The organism is Ruegeria sp. HKCCD8929, from assembly GCF_013031405.1.
Taxonomy (GTDB): domain Bacteria; phylum Pseudomonadota; class Alphaproteobacteria; order Rhodobacterales; family Rhodobacteraceae; genus Ruegeria.
Genome location: NZ_WPZY01000001.1, coordinates 14,527 through 28,671 on the forward strand (window position 1 = coordinate 14,527; position 14,145 = coordinate 28,671).

General features: G+C 56.0%; 17 protein-coding genes and 1 pseudogene. 12 read left to right on the forward strand and 6 right to left on the reverse strand.

What is annotated here, in order from left to right; genetic code table 11:
• Window positions 1-20 precede the first annotated feature (20 nt).
• Window positions 21-680: a hypothetical protein gene (locus GOX53_RS00070; protein ID WP_171172953.1), complete on the reverse strand. Its 660-nt coding sequence runs from the start codon at window positions 678-680 to the stop codon at window positions 21-23.
• Between the two features lie 88 nt (window positions 681-768).
• Window positions 769-1,404: a hypothetical protein gene (locus GOX53_RS00075; protein ID WP_171172954.1), complete on the reverse strand. Its 636-nt coding sequence runs from the start codon at window positions 1,402-1,404 to the stop codon at window positions 769-771.
• A gap of 194 nt (window positions 1,405-1,598) precedes the next feature.
• On the opposite strand from GOX53_RS00075, the gene GOX53_RS00080 reads away from it, so the two are divergent.
• The 7 genes and pseudogenes from GOX53_RS00080 (at window position 1,599) to GOX53_RS00105 (ending at window position 7,674) form a co-directional block, all read left to right on the forward strand.
• A complete protein-coding gene (locus GOX53_RS00080) occupies window positions 1,599-1,808 on the forward strand; it encodes a hypothetical protein (RefSeq protein WP_171172955.1) in 210 nt (69 codons plus the stop codon).
• A 384-nt stretch (window positions 1,809-2,192) separates the two neighbouring features.
• Entirely contained in the window at window positions 2,193-2,972 is a 780-nt protein-coding gene (locus tag GOX53_RS00085) for an AraC family transcriptional regulator (protein WP_171172956.1), read from the forward strand.
• A 189-nt stretch (window positions 2,973-3,161) separates the two neighbouring features.
• Window positions 3,162-3,353, forward strand: a pseudogene (locus GOX53_RS29710) (IS481 family transposase); the annotation flags it as partial.
• A gap of 410 nt (window positions 3,354-3,763) precedes the next feature.
• A complete protein-coding gene (locus tag GOX53_RS00090) occupies window positions 3,764-4,888 on the forward strand; it encodes an ABC transporter permease (protein ID WP_171172957.1) in 1,125 nt (374 codons plus the stop codon).
• Window positions 4,885-5,685: an ABC transporter ATP-binding protein gene (locus GOX53_RS00095; protein WP_171172958.1), complete on the forward strand. Its 801-nt coding sequence runs from the start codon at window positions 4,885-4,887 to the stop codon at window positions 5,683-5,685. The genes GOX53_RS00090 and GOX53_RS00095 overlap by 4 nt, the downstream gene beginning before the upstream one ends.
• Window positions 5,686-5,701: 16 nt before the next feature.
• Window positions 5,702-7,030 carry an MlaD family protein gene (locus GOX53_RS00100; protein WP_171172959.1) on the forward strand — a complete coding sequence of 443 codons (1,329 nt, stop codon included), beginning with the start codon at window positions 5,702-5,704 and terminating at the stop codon, window positions 7,028-7,030.
• Window positions 7,027-7,674, forward strand: coding sequence for an ABC-type transport auxiliary lipoprotein family protein (locus GOX53_RS00105; protein ID WP_254446403.1), 648 nt, complete (start codon window positions 7,027-7,029; stop codon window positions 7,672-7,674). The genes GOX53_RS00100 and GOX53_RS00105 overlap by 4 nt, the downstream gene beginning before the upstream one ends.
• A 148-nt stretch (window positions 7,675-7,822) precedes the next feature.
• Here GOX53_RS00105 and GOX53_RS00110 read toward each other — a convergent pair whose 3' ends face one another.
• Window positions 7,823-8,044, reverse strand: a complete 222-nt coding sequence (locus GOX53_RS00110) for a hypothetical protein (RefSeq protein WP_171172960.1) — start codon at window positions 8,042-8,044, stop codon at window positions 7,823-7,825.
• Between the two features lie 113 nt (window positions 8,045-8,157).
• Between GOX53_RS00110 and GOX53_RS00115 the strand changes: the two genes are divergently transcribed.
• A complete protein-coding gene (locus tag GOX53_RS00115) occupies window positions 8,158-8,427 on the forward strand; it encodes an H-NS family nucleoid-associated regulatory protein (RefSeq protein ID WP_254446404.1) in 270 nt (89 codons plus the stop codon).
• A gap of 64 nt (window positions 8,428-8,491) precedes the next feature.
• Here GOX53_RS00115 and GOX53_RS00120 read toward each other — a convergent pair whose 3' ends face one another.
• Window positions 8,492-8,824, reverse strand: coding sequence for a hypothetical protein (locus tag GOX53_RS00120; RefSeq protein ID WP_217351617.1), 333 nt, complete (start codon window positions 8,822-8,824; stop codon window positions 8,492-8,494).
• A 137-nt stretch (window positions 8,825-8,961) separates the two neighbouring features.
• On the opposite strand from GOX53_RS00120, the gene GOX53_RS00125 reads away from it, so the two are divergent.
• Entirely contained in the window at window positions 8,962-9,891 is a 930-nt protein-coding gene (locus GOX53_RS00125; RefSeq protein ID WP_171172962.1) for a hypothetical protein, read from the forward strand.
• Between the two features lie 94 nt (window positions 9,892-9,985).
• On the opposite strand, the gene GOX53_RS00130 is transcribed toward GOX53_RS00125, so the two are convergent.
• Window positions 9,986-11,365 carry a hypothetical protein gene (locus tag GOX53_RS00130; RefSeq protein ID WP_171172963.1) on the reverse strand — a complete coding sequence of 460 codons (1,380 nt, stop codon included), beginning with the start codon at window positions 11,363-11,365 and terminating at the stop codon, window positions 9,986-9,988.
• Window positions 11,366-11,677: 312 nt separating this feature from the next.
• On the opposite strand from GOX53_RS00130, the gene GOX53_RS00135 reads away from it, so the two are divergent.
• Genes GOX53_RS00135 through GOX53_RS00145 form a run of 3 tightly spaced genes read left to right on the forward strand, consistent with a single transcriptional unit; the run spans window position 11,678 to window position 13,682 of the window.
• Window positions 11,678-12,724 (forward strand): hypothetical protein, encoded by a 1,047-nt coding sequence (locus GOX53_RS00135; protein ID WP_171172964.1) that lies wholly within the window; start codon window positions 11,678-11,680, stop codon window positions 12,722-12,724.
• A gap of 35 nt (window positions 12,725-12,759) precedes the next feature.
• On the forward strand, window positions 12,760-13,149 hold the full coding sequence (locus GOX53_RS00140) for a hypothetical protein (protein WP_171172965.1): 390 nt from the start codon (window positions 12,760-12,762) through the stop codon (window positions 13,147-13,149).
• 8 nt (window positions 13,150-13,157) lie between these two features.
• On the forward strand, window positions 13,158-13,682 hold the full coding sequence (locus tag GOX53_RS00145; RefSeq protein WP_171172966.1) for a hypothetical protein: 525 nt from the start codon (window positions 13,158-13,160) through the stop codon (window positions 13,680-13,682).
• Window positions 13,683-13,785: 103 nt separating this feature from the next.
• Here the strand turns inward: GOX53_RS00145 and GOX53_RS00150 are convergent, their stop codons facing one another.
• Window positions 13,786-14,049 carry a hypothetical protein gene (locus tag GOX53_RS00150; RefSeq protein WP_254446405.1) on the reverse strand — a complete coding sequence of 88 codons (264 nt, stop codon included), beginning with the start codon at window positions 14,047-14,049 and terminating at the stop codon, window positions 13,786-13,788.
• Between the last annotated feature and the right edge of the window lie 96 nt (window positions 14,050-14,145).

Sequence of the window (14,145 nt, forward strand, 5' to 3'; positions counted from 1 at the left end):
GCGCCCTTGATGAGATCTGGTCATGAGTCCGACGGTGGCGGTGTCAGCCTCATGATGAAACCGAGCTGCTGGAACCCTGGAGGCAAGCCCGACTTCAGGCGAAGCCGCAGAAACTTGCCGTTGGGCTCGCTGCTGATCTTGACGTGGCCTTTGACGGTGAAGTCGGAAGGTTTGGACGGATCGGGGGGCGGCGTCCCTTTTGTCGCATCCGGCTGTGTGTCCTTGGTGGGTTTGCTGCTTTCGGGTTTGGGGACCGGTGTCCAATCGTCGCCCGTGAACAGCTTGTCGATTGTCGAAGAAAGGCCGGATTTCACATTCGTGTGGTCCGTGAAGGTGATCTTGACGAATTCGAACTGGCCTGTGGCGCCCAGCGTGTAATCGGCCGTGATCTTGAGGCCGTTATACGGTGGTTGTGACCTTGGTGTTTTCCGAAAATCCCCTGAATGCCAGACCTGCTGGATCGGCTTGGAAGGCTCTTTCTTGTTGTCTTTCGCGTCCTTCCCTGAGGTGGTGCCTTTGGCGGCCTGCGTTTTGGGCCCGTCCTGGCTGGCGGCCGATTGTCCGCTCGTTGTGTCCTGATCACTGGTACTCCTCGGCGCCGCACCGGTAGTTTCGTCTAACCCGTCATTGGGTTTCCGCATCTTCTTCAGTGCGATAGTGGTGTCCGCCCCTTTGTCCATGATACGTCTCCTGACTGATCAAAAGGCGTTACCCCTTTGTCATCTCCCCTTGGAAATCTTGCGGCAGGGCAAGCCGCCGCAAGAGGTGTCATGCGTTGATGTTTGCAAGCTGGAAATCGAACGGGGTCGAGTTCTTGCCGGGTCCGCCGCCGGACATGACGATGTCGGCGCTCTGGATGCCAAAGAGGTTTATCTCGGTGTTGATCTGGCTGATGATCGCCGAGTTCATCACCTGACCCTCTTCGATCTGCGAAACGACGCCGATGTAGATTGTCGGGTGGAACTGAAAGACTCCCTTTTGACCAGGCGCCATGTTGGTCTTGTTGGCCAGAAGTTTGCCGTCCCGATAGATGTTCGCGTTGATCGAACCACGTGCCAGATTGTTGCGAACCTCAACCTCGTTTGGCGACACCGCAGGTGTTTTGGAAAGACGCAGCACGTCGCCGCTGTTGTCTTTGACCATGTCGTAGGCTTGACCGTCATAAGCGGTCAATTGCGGTGTGTAGTTTCCGTAGCTGTCCGATGCTGACACCTGGAACCGGAGGGGATAGAGAAACGGGTGATAGTCCAGCCGGCCGAGGTTCTTAATGACTTTCCAAGCAATCGCAATCTCGCCGAAATCTTCGGCAACGTTTTGCTGGAAAATGACTATCGACGAATTGTTAGCGTCATCGGAGTGATTTACCAATCTTAGTTTGATGTTTTCGGTAACCAATTTCAGCATCCTTCCATTAGCGGTTTGTGTTGATAACGAAGAAATCGAAATTCAATGGTAAGCGAGGATCGCAATAGCTTGGCTTTGATCCATTCACTTATTCCTTTGATTTTTGCACTCTTAGGTAATTCTATCTTTTATCAGAGGGAGTTATCGGTGATTTTGATGTGACGTGACCTTGCCTTTGGATGAAGGAGCTGAAAATGGGAAATGGCAATAAATCTGATAAATTCAGCGCAGAGGAAATCGCCGAAATCATCGGAAATGACGTTCAGAATATGATCTCCAACCTCGGAGCCTTCGACCCCGGGGATCCGCAGCAGGTATATGAAGACACAAAACGGATAATGGACAAGCTTTCGGATGGTACGGCGGAGAGGGCAAAGAAAGTTGCCGAAGACCGCGAAAAGTGATTATGGCCTAGCCTGACTTGCAGCGTAAGGAACTGTAACCAGAGGCCGGGGGGCCGGCCATCTATCAACGGTGGACTCAGCCTAGCCTGACCGACAGAGAGGCGGGCCTTCTGTAGACCTTTCTGGCATTTCGTACTTGGCTCAGGACCCAAGATCCTGCACTAGAGCAGGGTTCACTCCGGCCAACTATTCCTGAGGACGACCCCCCTGTGAGTGTGAAGAAGATCACAGCGCGTAACCCATAAATTGTGTTCGAAAGGTATTAGTCGCTCTGGAAGAATGTGAAGCTCCGATAGCGGATTGCGGATACGATTCTTCTTCAGTTGCTTGGGTGCCAGACGCGACACCGGAACCAATTTTATACAATACTTTCGGAGTCCGGGGATGGGACATTACGCACCAAGCGATAGGGAAGTGGTTTGTCTGGAGTTCACACCTCGCCTATTGGCTGAGTTCCGAAGTATTGTTGAGAGGTCCACTACCTACAAAGTGACGGGTGGCGGTGCACATTCAGGGAAGAGAACCGGAGATCCGATCTTTATTGTCCGGCAGTGTTTGAGGCGTTGTGTGCCAGCGAGCCGCGTTGATGCCACACAGAGCGATATCCCGAAATCCGGCTACAAAAAACCCGTTACGTTCGCATTAATCAGCCTTGGATTTTCGGCTTCCCGGACAGAGGTCTATTCGCACGGCTACAGCGACTACATCGCTTACCCGTTTGTCATCGGTGAAATCCAGCATCGCTTTGCGGCGGGGCATGCGATTGTGCGGTCGACTCGCCCCGAACCGGTATTTGCAAAAGATCCCCTGGTCGACACCACCTGCACGTTCCTGACAAAACGGCTAGGCTTTTCTAAAGGGATTGATGCATTGGCGCACGAAGTCGGATCCAACCGCAACACCCTGACACGCCGTTTTAACAATGAATTTGGGGTAGGGCCGATGGCCTGGTTCCGGCGCCACCGGTTGACCCTTGCCGCCGGTCTGATTGTCGAAAGCCGACGCAGCATTCAGGACATCGCATTTGCCATTGGATACGAAGACGCCAATAATTTTTCGACTGCCTTTAAGAGAGCCTTCAATACATCACCCAAAGATTATCGGAGGATAAAGCAAGGGTCTGTGAAAGGTCCATCAAAGCACTCATCAGCTGTCGAGATATAAGCTTCAAGCCGCAAACCGAGGCAAGAATGTGTCGCATACTTTGGGCCAGATTGACGATGTTGCGTGTTTCAGCACTTGTTGCATGCAAAGCAAGCAAAGCAGGTCTTGGCGGATCTATTTCAAACTCTTAACCGTTGACGCGCATCGGCGTAGGCTCATTCTACCGCGGAACGGAGCCGAGAGTTTGGGATCAGTCCCAAGACGGTTGCAAGGTGGCGGAAGCGGCAAACGGCTGAGGATAGGAAGTCTGGGCGGAAGGAGCCTCGCTCAAACATTCTTGGCGAAGAAGAAGAGGCCATCGTCGTTGCGTTTCTTCGCCACACGCTGCTCCCGCTTGATGACTGCCTCGTTTCCTTACAGCCGACACTCACGCATCTTACGGGCTTTGTTGCAAACTTTTGACCATTGGCCTTCGTGGTGCTGGCGGCTTTGTGGCGAACGGCATTATCCAGTTGAAGTTTGATCTATGATTTCTTCCAGATCGCGGTACGACAATGAATAGCGGGGACAGAAGAAAACCGCGTGCAAGATGCCGTCTTTTTTGGGAAGTGGGCGCCGTTGAAAGGGATCGTCCCGGCCAGCTCCTATCAATTTAGAGCACGCGGCTATCACAACAGCGTTCGGCCTGACCGATGGTTCAAGTTTGCGACAAAACCGTTTTTGCACTGTGGACACACCATACCTTGAAGATCGTACCCAGAACCGCCAATCTAATCCCAAACCCAACCGACGTGGGAGATATCCCGCTAAAACAAGATACGTTGACCCACCAGGGTCCGGCCGGATGACCTATGACGCCACCAACTTTGACTTATGACGAGCGTGACGGGGTTGCTGTCGTCAGATTGTCCGGGCGATTGGTAACCGATCGGCTGGAATTGGTGGAACGTGTTTTTTGGGGAACCACGACCAAAGCTGAGGTGCTGCGCTTCGATCTCCGCGATCTTGAGGCTATGGATACGGGCGGCGCTTGGCTGATTGCCGACCTCCAGTCCCGTCTCGAACGAGACGGCGTCACAGTGGAATTCGAAGACGATGGCGACAGTCGCAGGGACCTGATTGCGACCGTGCAGGCGGCGCTGCCTTCGGAAGAAGGGGTAGAAGACCTGCCACGGGGTTTTGTCCCCTGGATTGCAATGATCGGAACCAAGACCGTATGCGTGGGCAAGTCCGCTCTTTCGCTACTGAGTTTCCTGGGTGAAGTCTTGCAAAGCTTCGTTTACGCGATTGTGCATCCAAAGCGGTGGCGGCCCGCAGCGCTGGTCAGCCAGATGGAAGAGGCGGGCTTTAACGCCATTCCGATTGTCGTTTTGATGAGTTTCCTCATCGGTGTTGTCCTGTCGTTTCAGGGGGCATCGCAGCTTCGTCAGTTTGGCGCCGAAGTCTTTGTCGTAGACTTGATCGCCATATCGATCCTGCGGGAACTCGGTATCCTGCTAACGGCGATCATTGTCGCAGGGAGATCGGGTTCGGCCTTTACGGCATCCATTGGCTCGATGAAGGTGCGCGAGGAACTGGACGCCATGCGCACCCTTGGTCTTGATCCAATAGAAGTTCTGGTGCTGCCGCGGGTCATTGCACTGATCATCATGCTGCCAATTCTCGGGTTCATTGCAAACGTTTCCGGCCTCATTGGCGGTGCATTAATGAGTTGGATTGAACTTGGGGTAAGTCCCGGCATGTTCATGACGCGCTTGCAGGTCAACACGGATGTCTGGCATCTTGCCATCGGCATGATCAAGGCTCCGGTTTTCGCCGCTGTCATTGGAATCGTTTCGTGCTGGCAGGCGATGCAGGTTCGAGGATCCGCTGATAGTGTTGGCCGTCATACAACCATTTCGGTGGTGCAATCCATTTTCCTTGTGATAGTCGCAGACGCGCTGTTTTCCATCTTTTTCTCGGAGCTTGGCCTTTGAAGGATGCTCCGGCAACTGATCGCGCGGGCGAGACGCGGGAAAGGGTGATCAAGGTTCGCGGCCTGGTCAATCGCTTTGGACCGCAAGTGGTGCATGATCATCTGGATTTGGACGTGTGGCGTGGAGAAGTTCTGGGCATCGTGGGCGGGTCGGGGACAGGAAAATCCGTGCTGCTGCGCACAATCGTCGGGTTGAACCAGCCCGCCGCAGGCACCATCGAGGTGTTGGGCACTGATGTACTGAACGGCAGCCGGCAGGAACGTCTGCTGGCGGAACGGCGCTGGGGTGTCGCCTTTCAGGACGGTGCTCTGTTTTCGTCCCTGACCGTTATGCAAAATGTGATGGCCCCCATGCGGGAACACTTGAACCTGAGCCACAAACTCATGAAAGCATTGGGCGGGTTGAAGATCAGCCTTGTCGGCCTCCCGCCCCTTAGCTGTGGGAAACTGCCCTCGGAACTGTCTGGCGGTATGCGTAAGCGGGCCGCGCTGGCGCGAGCTATGGCGCTGGATCCCGAGATTGTTTTTCTGGACGAACCGACGGCAGGCCTCGATCCGATCGGTGCGGCCGCCTATGACGATCTGATAGATGAGCTGAAGCGATCCCTGGGGCTTACTGTCTTTATGGTCACGCATGACCTCGACAGTCTGTATGCGATCTGCGACAGAATTGCCGTACTGGCAGAGAAAAGGGTACTGGTAGAAGGACCAATCGAAAGGATGACGGACGTCGATCATCCATGGGTAAAGGAATACTTCACCGGCCCGCGCGCGCGGGCGGCGCGGGACAAAAGATAGAGGGCAGCCAGGCAGGATGGAAACCAAAGCCAATTATGTGCTGATCGGCATATTCACCCTCGCTGGCATCTTTGGGGCTCTGGCTCTTCTGTTGTGGTTCGCAAAGGTCGAGGTGGACCGGCAATACGCCTACTACGATTTCCTGTTTCCCGACGTCGGTGGTTTGGCGGCGGCTAGCGACGTGCGCTACAACGGCCTGCCGGTTGGTCAGGTCGTTGATCTGCAACTGGACGAGAATGACCCCTCCAAGGTGCGAATCCGCGTTGAGGTCAGCGCCGAAACACCAGTGAATTCCGAAACCGTCGCCAAGTTGCAATCCCAGGGTGTAACGGGCGTCAGCTATGTTGCGCTATCGGGCGGGTCGGCGGGGTCTCAACCCCTGCCCGACGGGGCCATGATAAAATCTGAACCCAGCGCTTTGCAGTCGGTCTTCGAAGGAGCGCCGCTACTGTTGGAAAAAGCCGTCGCTTTGCTCGAGGACGTGAACGACGTGTTCGACGACCAGAACCGGACTGCGGTAACAACCATTCTGGACAATCTCGCCTCTTCTTCAGCGCGCCTCGACAGCGCTCTGAGCGACTTCGAAAGCCTGTCCGCGGATCTCGGGTCGGCGGCCCGGGAGGTCGCTGAGTTTGCCGACCGGCTTGACGCGCTTGCGGACACCGCGGAAACAACGCTGACGACGGCCACAGACACGCTGGAAACTGCAAACACAACGATCACATCTATCGATGCATTCACAAACGAGCAGTTGACACCGTTGGCAACTGACATGCGCCGGACGGCCCAGACAGCAACCCGCGTCGTGGACGACGTCGGCAAACGGGCCCTAAGCCTTGCCGACAGCCTTGAAACCTTTTCGGGTGATGGGACGGCTGCGATTGCAAAGGCACAGGAGACGTTCGAAAACGCCGACGAAACCCTGGCGTTGATCGATGCGGCCATGATCAGCGCGACTGACACACTGAATGTTGCCGAAACGACGTTCAACAACGCCAATACGATCATCGAAGATGACCTGGACGGGATTATAAGTGATCTTCGCGCCGCAACCACTTCGATTACGACGACGGTTACCAATGCATCCGAAAACATCGATAAAATCTCGGATGATGTGCTTGCCGCCTCTCAATCTGCTGCCAGCTTCGTCGGACGGCTGGAGTCAATCGTGGCGGCCAATGAGCGTCAGGTTTCAGATTTCCTGCGCCTCGGTTTACCCGAATTGACGCATTTTACCGAAGAGGCGCGCGGTCTCGTGGTCAATCTGGAGCGGTTGGTCAACAAGGTGGAGCGCGATCCGGCGCGGTTCCTTCTTGGGACTCAAAACTCAGAGTTTCGTAGATGACATTATCGACTATCAAATGGGCCTGTGGGCTTATGGTGCTGAGTGTTCTGACTGGTTGCGCCGGTATTGCAAGCCTCAATCAGGTTGCAACACCAACCAATCTGTACGTGCTGAGTCCCAAAAGCACGTTCAGTTCTTCGCTGCCCCGCCTGCAGCAGCAGATCGTTGTCAATCAACCGACCGCAACTTCGGCCGTGGATACGGATCAGATCGCTGTGCAGCCAACCCCATTGCAAGTGCAATATCTGCCCAACGCGCGTTGGGTCGACCGGGCGCCGCTGATCGTTCAGGCCCTGATGATCGAGAGCTTCGAAAACTCTGGAAAAGTCCCCGCCGTGGGAAGCTCTACAATCGGTCTTCGCGCCGATTATTTGATTGCCACCGATATTCGTGAGTTCCAGGCAATGGTGCCGCAATCCGAGACCGACACGGCTCTGCAAATAGACGTCCGATTGAACATAAAGGTCATTGATGCGCTTTCGGATCGTATTATCGCCTCGCGCAGTTTTGAGGAGATTGTTTCCTCCGCATCTGATGATGCCCCGGACGTTGCTCTTGCCTTTGACGAAGCACTCGGAGACACCCTGCGTGACGCGATCGAATGGAGTATTCGGGAAATGGCAAATCATGCCAAAACCCAGTGACCGTCTCGCGGTTTCGACGGTTGTCAAATGAGTACGAACCTCACGCTTCCAACTTGAGGACGGGCTGCGGAGATGTAGGGGTTGTGTCGCAAACATTGGGTTTTGGTTGACGTGAGCGGTGGCTCCCGAGCCTGTAGCATTGGATCGCTCACAAGAAGGTTTTGGCATAGTCTTGCTCAAAGGCGCCCACCTCTCCCGGGAAGCGGTCCCGCATAACTTTTTCCATCTGTTTATTGCGGTTTCGTGGTGTGACCTTGAAGATATCATGGCCGAACGTGGTGCGCGGGTCGACCACGCGACACCAACAGGTGGGTTGCAAAATATTCGCCAATAATCGCAGTTTGAGGGCAATCGAAAAAGCGTGTGACACGTCCTCATTTACACAGCTGCGATATAACTTTATCGACGTCGTCGCACAGAGATCAAAAAAACTGGGAAGAACAGATGAGCCTGGAGAAAATGACCTCTGTTTAGCTCAGGCAATTGCGCGAGGACGTGGACGCAGCGCTTGGCACGCGTCGGCGGCCGGACTTAAATGATGCGAAAGCGGCCAAAGAAGCTGCTGCGGGCAAATTCGGCTTCTCGCTGGCGGATCTGGTGGGCAAGAGCAGCGGCCGGGCGAAATCCAAGGCCGCGGCAAAATACCGGAATCCCGACAATCCGGTTCAGACTTGGACGGGCAGGGAGCGCAAACCACAATGGGTCATTGATGCCTTGGCGGGCGGCGCAGATATCACCGCGCTGGAGATTTGATCTGATACGGGAGGCGCGAACCGGCCTCTCGTGCAACGGATTGGCATATTGAGACTGATGCATGTCACAAAGCGAATGAAATCGCTGGGATCTGGAAGGCGGGGCATGCGTCAGGTTTGGCCAACATCAGGCGCGCTTTGGAGCGCCATAAACCGTTGTCTCTTGATTTCTGCCTCAGCCATGCATCCACGCGCGTTGTTGACACGTTTTGGGTCAGAGCATCCGACACGGCGGCGGCGTTTAAGGTGCCGGAGTCGATCTCCTCGAACTCCGACGTTGCGATGCGAAAGTTGCGCCAGCGCAGACTTTGAATGGGATTTGTCAGGATACGAATCTGATCTAGTTCCAGGCTGCTTCGAGGGGCCGCTTCACTGGGGCGGACCAGTACCTTAGCCACCTTGCAAAATGTACCGAAACTGGATCGAGGTTTACGACAAAGTTCCATCGTGCGCCGCCCTCTAATGCAAGCAGGTGATCTGGAGGTCCTAAGGGTTTACTATGTTCGTACCTTACTGACGCTGACGACACGGCAAAATGATGCGAAGCCTTCTTGTGTTCGGTATGCTCGCGACGTTCGCGGCCACGACGCTCCTCGCAAAAACATGGGAGGAGGCAATCTCGGAAGTTTCTGTTCTAGCCGATAAGTACCGCAACTATGCGCATTCCCGCGGCACGACATACGCTGGCACTCTCTATAATAGCTATCATATCCGCCGGCATGAATGCGCCATCCTTGGACGCATGCTCGGAAAGATAGATGAAATCCGTCACCTCGAAGAGATGGAGTTGCCCGATCTCGCAAAAGAACCCGATCCGCATCTTGCACTGATCACCTCGATATCGCTGTCGAACTGGGCTGCGGTGGCACGCTCAATACTCGCATCGACCGAGGAAGAACGAAGTTACTTTTGGAACATCAATTGCTCAGGGGCCGAAGGAATTTCACGCTCCGCTGCGGTTGGAGGCCGTCCCCCACCGACGTTTGAATTTGATGGAACGCATCTGGTTGTCCGGGGTCCCGTTGAACACGGTTATGCGGACGCTCTGATCGCGGCCCTTGTTGCGAACCCGGAAGTGACAGACATAGCGCTCGGTAGCGGTGGCGGTAACGTCGGCGAAGCAGTCCGGGCAGGCAGGGCAATTCGCGAGCGGGGCTTGCGCACTCAACTTATCGACAATTGCTATTCGGCCTGTCCGCTCGTCTTCCTCGGCGGCGCTGAGCGGTACCTGTGGGCCGGATCCGACCGTCTCGGGTTCCACCAGATCTCAGCCTCGGACGTCGCGCTGCCAGCCGGGCACGAAGGCTACAAGCTCGTCAGCAAATATGCTTCCGAAATGGGAGCGGATGGCCAATGGGTGGTCGAGGCTATGCTCGCGGCACAGCCAAATGAGATGTACTATGTCCCGACCGAAGATCTCTGTGATGTGGGGGTCGCAACGTTTGTTCAGTATGTGTGTCCGTGATCCGCTGATTTGGTCCGATGGACGCATAGCGCAGAACCGACATGCCGCGATTCTGTTGGCGAAGGTCATAGAACTGCGCTCTGGTGTATATATTCTAGCGTGAACTCAGTATTCGCTCGATATAGGTTAGCTTTAGATCGGCGGGTAGACCAATTAGCGTCGGCGGCAAGTGTTCGAGGTTTTGCGCTGGATGAAATTCCGTTCCAACCGACTGGCTCGACAAAACGGGGGTAGCCTGCCGCAAGTCAAGATCTGGGTGCAAAAGTACGAACTGGGAACGTTCGTACGTGTCGACCGAGATCATGCAAAACTCGCCCCGGTCGCGTATATTTTCGTCACGCGGTCCAACGACGCCCGGGCTTGGGAACAACACCGTCCAGCCGTCCCAGTAGTCGAAATCATTTCTCCAGCGAAGAAAGGCCGGTGCAATGGCCTCATAGTCAGGACCGAGCGCATCCGCGGCCCACTCCCACAAGCGCAGCAGGCCGCCCGGTTCACAGCAGTTGCTCGACCCGCCATCATAGCTGTGCGTTTCCGAAAAAAGCGTGCTTACCCGACCGCCCGCCTCGCCAGCGATGGCCGCCGAATCCGAAATCAGAGAGGCGATCGAGGCCGCGTATTTGTGCTTCAGCTGCCAGATGTAAGACTCATTCAAATAGCTGAAGTAGGCGGCGCGCTCGCTGAACCGCGTCTGGTTCCTGGAGTAGTTCTTGTGTGTGTCCGATACCGCGGACAACCCTTTGCCCCAATGGCTAAGGTTGAAACAAATCCCCGCAAGCAACCCACCGTCAATGACGCCGAGCAAGGACAGATCGACCGCGATCTCGGCGCCGATCAGGTTGGCGCTCTCGATGTCGTCAATGTAATAGAACGAGTTCGGCTCTGGGTGCATGAGCCTCGAAGCGAACCATAGCGGTATCTTTCGCTCCTGATAAATCGTCAGCAGGTTTTGCGCTGTACTGAACGACCCTGAGAAAGAATCCAAAACCAATTCCCTTGAATAAGGTACGTCGGGCAATTGGGGATAGGGTGCATGGAACCCCAGCGTCCCTCCCGGAACGATCCGCCGGTACGCGTGTGGGTTATCCAGATTGTGACCACCAGGGACTGCTCCGCCGAGCCAAATTACTGCGCAAGCCGAGTTGCAAACCGCACCCGCCTCCACCGACGTGGCAATCATCGTCTCGAACAGGTATTCCATTATCTCGATGGCCTCGGAAAAGTCGCCGCCCTGGCTTTCGAGGTAAACGATATCGCATGCGACATCCTCGAAACCCGTCCCCCGGGTTCCGATAAAGTCACGTATCCTTTTCAGGTCACCGGCACCCACTCGGCCCGTGAGGCGGCAGGCAGCGCTTCGTCCCGTCACATCAGTGGCAAAATATCTGTCGGGCTCCTCGACCAGCGAGACATCCATTGCCGAAGCAGCAGCCCCCAACCACGCCACGAGCATCCCTGACAGCAATGTGGGCAAAAGAGATCTTCCGTGTAACATGGGCAGATATGTCCGGATTGCGCCTCGGCAATAGTATCAGGGATGAGAGGTTTAGTAGATGGCCATTGTCGTTTGGGTACTTAGACCTCGATCGAGAACAGTAGGGCCGGCCGTTGAAGACTGGCCGTGATGCCTTAAGTGGACGGCTCAATTTGAGCCGCCGACCTCAGTGTTCCAACTTTCCTTGGTGAAGTGACGTAAAGCACGCAACCTTGTGATTGCGGCAGATTCCTTTGACCGCTGCACTTGCGCCCGTGTTAATCTCGTCTTCACTAACTGCGGGAGTCCGGCATGCAGCGACGCTGGCTTGGAATTCTGGCAATGATTACTCCGCTGGGCGCGTTCGCCGAGCCAATGAAGTTCGCGTTCGATTGTTATGCCAATGCGAGCGAATCCTGTTTCATAGCCGCCGTGGGCACGCTCGACGGCGGGGCTGCAGAGCGTTTCGAGGCTTTCGTCGATGACCCGGCCAACGGGGTCGAGGGTTTTCAGCTTTTGCTGGACAGCGCGGGCGGCAGCTTGCAGGACGGCATTGAACTCGGCCGAACAATCCGGGCACGCGGCCTCCACACGCTCGTCGGTCGTTACGACGGCAGCAACTTCGATCGTCCGATCGCCCCCGGCGTTTGCCTGAGCGCCTGCGCTTACGCATTTCTCGGCGGAGAAGGGAGGCGCTTGGGCGAAGGCTCGCAGCTCGGCTTCCACCAGTTCGCCCTGCCTGACGGCGCTGCGTTGCCGGACGCGGTTGGGCTTGCAGGCGGTCAGGAAGTGTCAGGGACGTTGATTTCCTACCTGATCGAAATGGGCGTCGATCCGCGGCTCTTCGTGCTGGCTAGCGCGACGCCAAGTTCGGAAATGCTATATCCCACTAGCGAGCAGCGACTCGAGTATGATCTGGAAACGCCTCGTGGCTTTGGTGCATTCTGGCTCGAGCCATACGGTGCCGGCGTAGTCGCGGCGAGCAAACGACTGGATTCACCCCGGATCTATGACGAGGCGGTGCAGCTCACCGCCTTCTGTCAATCCGACGGTGCGCACCTTCTTTTGACCGTTCCAAATGTTTGGGCCGAGTCAGGTTACGAGGCATTGCTTGAGTTCGGCCCCGCGACGGATGCGCTTCCAATCGGCGCTGCTCAGGTTTCGGCCCGCGAGGAGGACGGCGTCGCGCTTTTCAAGGTTTCGCTTACCCCCCGGGCGGCGCAGGCGCTCGTCGCAGCACCTCAGATGGGTTTGACAATTCAAGCACCTCGGGTTGCGGGTGGTCCACACTGGATGCGGCGTACCCTGACCGAGATGGACCGGCGGACAATCGAAGCCGCTTTTCGGTTCTGTATTTGAAAGGAGTGTCCATGCGCATGTGGCGGACAGTAAATATGACAACGGCGTTCGGACTCGTTGCGGCCGCAGGTGTGTCTGGCTCGGTGCAGGCTGAGGGTGCGGTCGAAACGCACCACTATCGGTTGTCCGCCGCCGTGCTTGCCTGCTTTATTCAGAACAGGGAAATCTACAAGGCGGCGGCTGGTGAGCCAGTGTTTCTCCTCTCAGATCGCTGCCCGCCCGAGCGGCCGCACACACTCCTGGATACGCTGACAAACGAGGGACCGGACGTTCGTATAGCAGATCCAAATGCACTCGACCGGTTGGTTACATTGAACCGCGCCCAACTCGCCTGCCTTGATCGCCTCTCCGTCGTGGCCAGTGACGCAGTCGTCCTTTTCTTCCCTGACGCCTGCCGGGTGGAACCGTCCACCGATGGTTCCTGAGGATGACCATGAAGATTACGAGCTGGCTTGACCCTACGGTAAAGGTGATTGCGACGATAATCGCAATCTTTGGTGTGTGGCGCTTTTTTGACGAGCGGGCCGAAGAGGCGCAGGCGGCAAGGGAGGATCGTGCGCTTTCATATATTGCCCGGTTCGGCGGCTCGGAAATGGTTGCTGCCCGAGAGGCTCTGCTGGATTTCTGGCGGCGCTATCCGGACTTCGCCGCAGAGGTGCGGGCGCGGTCTCTGACGCCCCGCGAATACGAGGGCTTCGTGAACGCGGCCTATCCGGTCGATCCCGCCCGATCTGAGGTCGATGCAGCGCTTTTTCGGATTCTGGTCTTTTACGATGAACTGGCGTTTTGCCATCGTGCCGGAACCTGCGACAAGGCAATTCTTTTGGGATTTTTCTGCGACTACGCCACGCAACACAATCGAACCTACGCACCGTTTCACGCTCGCCTCGCAGTCGAGATTGGTGCCAATGACCTCGGTCGTCATCTCGATGAGTTGGCTGACGCCTGTCCGGACTGAACGGTATTCCGTGTGCCTGGGTGAAACTCCGCAAACTGGCCAAGGACTTTCCTACACTGCACAAACCGTGCGTAGCATGACAAGAATGGCACTCACCCACTCATCACAATGCTACTCGCCAGACTTGCAACGCGAAGTTTTTCAACAGCGGCGGGGCTCCCCTGCTTTCGGGCCTGAGCACAACGGCGAGCAAAAGGCAGCCGAAATACGCAAAAGCTGGAAGCGCGGCGACGATGATCACCTCTCGGCAGGTTACTACGGTTATCGCTGAGAGCACGAAGGCGGCAACGCCCATCACCGGCGGCTTAATCTGCTTGCTGGCAAAGACCTTGCCAAATCCCCGTCGCCGCATCATCGGAATAGTCAACAGGAATGCGCCGTCTGAGTTGGTCCGACGTTATGTTTAAGAAACGAAGGACAGAGAATGGCGAACAAGCGGCACAAGCCAGAAGAAATAGTTCAG

Excerpts from the sequence above, each read along its gene's own strand:
- GOX53_RS00070 (WP_171172953.1), bottom strand. The coding sequence starts at position 680 with ATGGACAAAGGGGCGGACACCACTATCGCACTGAAGAAGATGCGGAAA.
- GOX53_RS00075 (WP_171172954.1), bottom strand. The coding sequence starts at position 1,404 with ATGCTGAAATTGGTTACCGAAAACATCAAACTAAGATTGGTAAATCAC.
- GOX53_RS00080 (WP_171172955.1), top strand. The coding sequence starts at position 1,599 with ATGGGAAATGGCAATAAATCTGATAAATTCAGCGCAGAGGAAATCGCC.
- GOX53_RS00085 (WP_171172956.1), top strand. The coding sequence starts at position 2,193 with ATGGGACATTACGCACCAAGCGATAGGGAAGTGGTTTGTCTGGAGTTC.
- GOX53_RS00090 (WP_171172957.1), top strand. The coding sequence starts at position 3,764 with ATGACGCCACCAACTTTGACTTATGACGAGCGTGACGGGGTTGCTGTC.
- GOX53_RS00100 (WP_171172959.1), top strand. The coding sequence starts at position 5,702 with ATGGAAACCAAAGCCAATTATGTGCTGATCGGCATATTCACCCTCGCT.
- GOX53_RS00105 (WP_254446403.1), top strand. The coding sequence starts at position 7,027 with ATGACATTATCGACTATCAAATGGGCCTGTGGGCTTATGGTGCTGAGT.
- GOX53_RS00125 (WP_171172962.1), top strand. The coding sequence starts at position 8,962 with ATGATGCGAAGCCTTCTTGTGTTCGGTATGCTCGCGACGTTCGCGGCC.
- GOX53_RS00135 (WP_171172964.1), top strand. The coding sequence starts at position 11,678 with ATGCAGCGACGCTGGCTTGGAATTCTGGCAATGATTACTCCGCTGGGC.
- GOX53_RS00140 (WP_171172965.1), top strand. The coding sequence starts at position 12,760 with ATGACAACGGCGTTCGGACTCGTTGCGGCCGCAGGTGTGTCTGGCTCG.
- GOX53_RS00145 (WP_171172966.1), top strand. The coding sequence starts at position 13,158 with ATGAAGATTACGAGCTGGCTTGACCCTACGGTAAAGGTGATTGCGACG.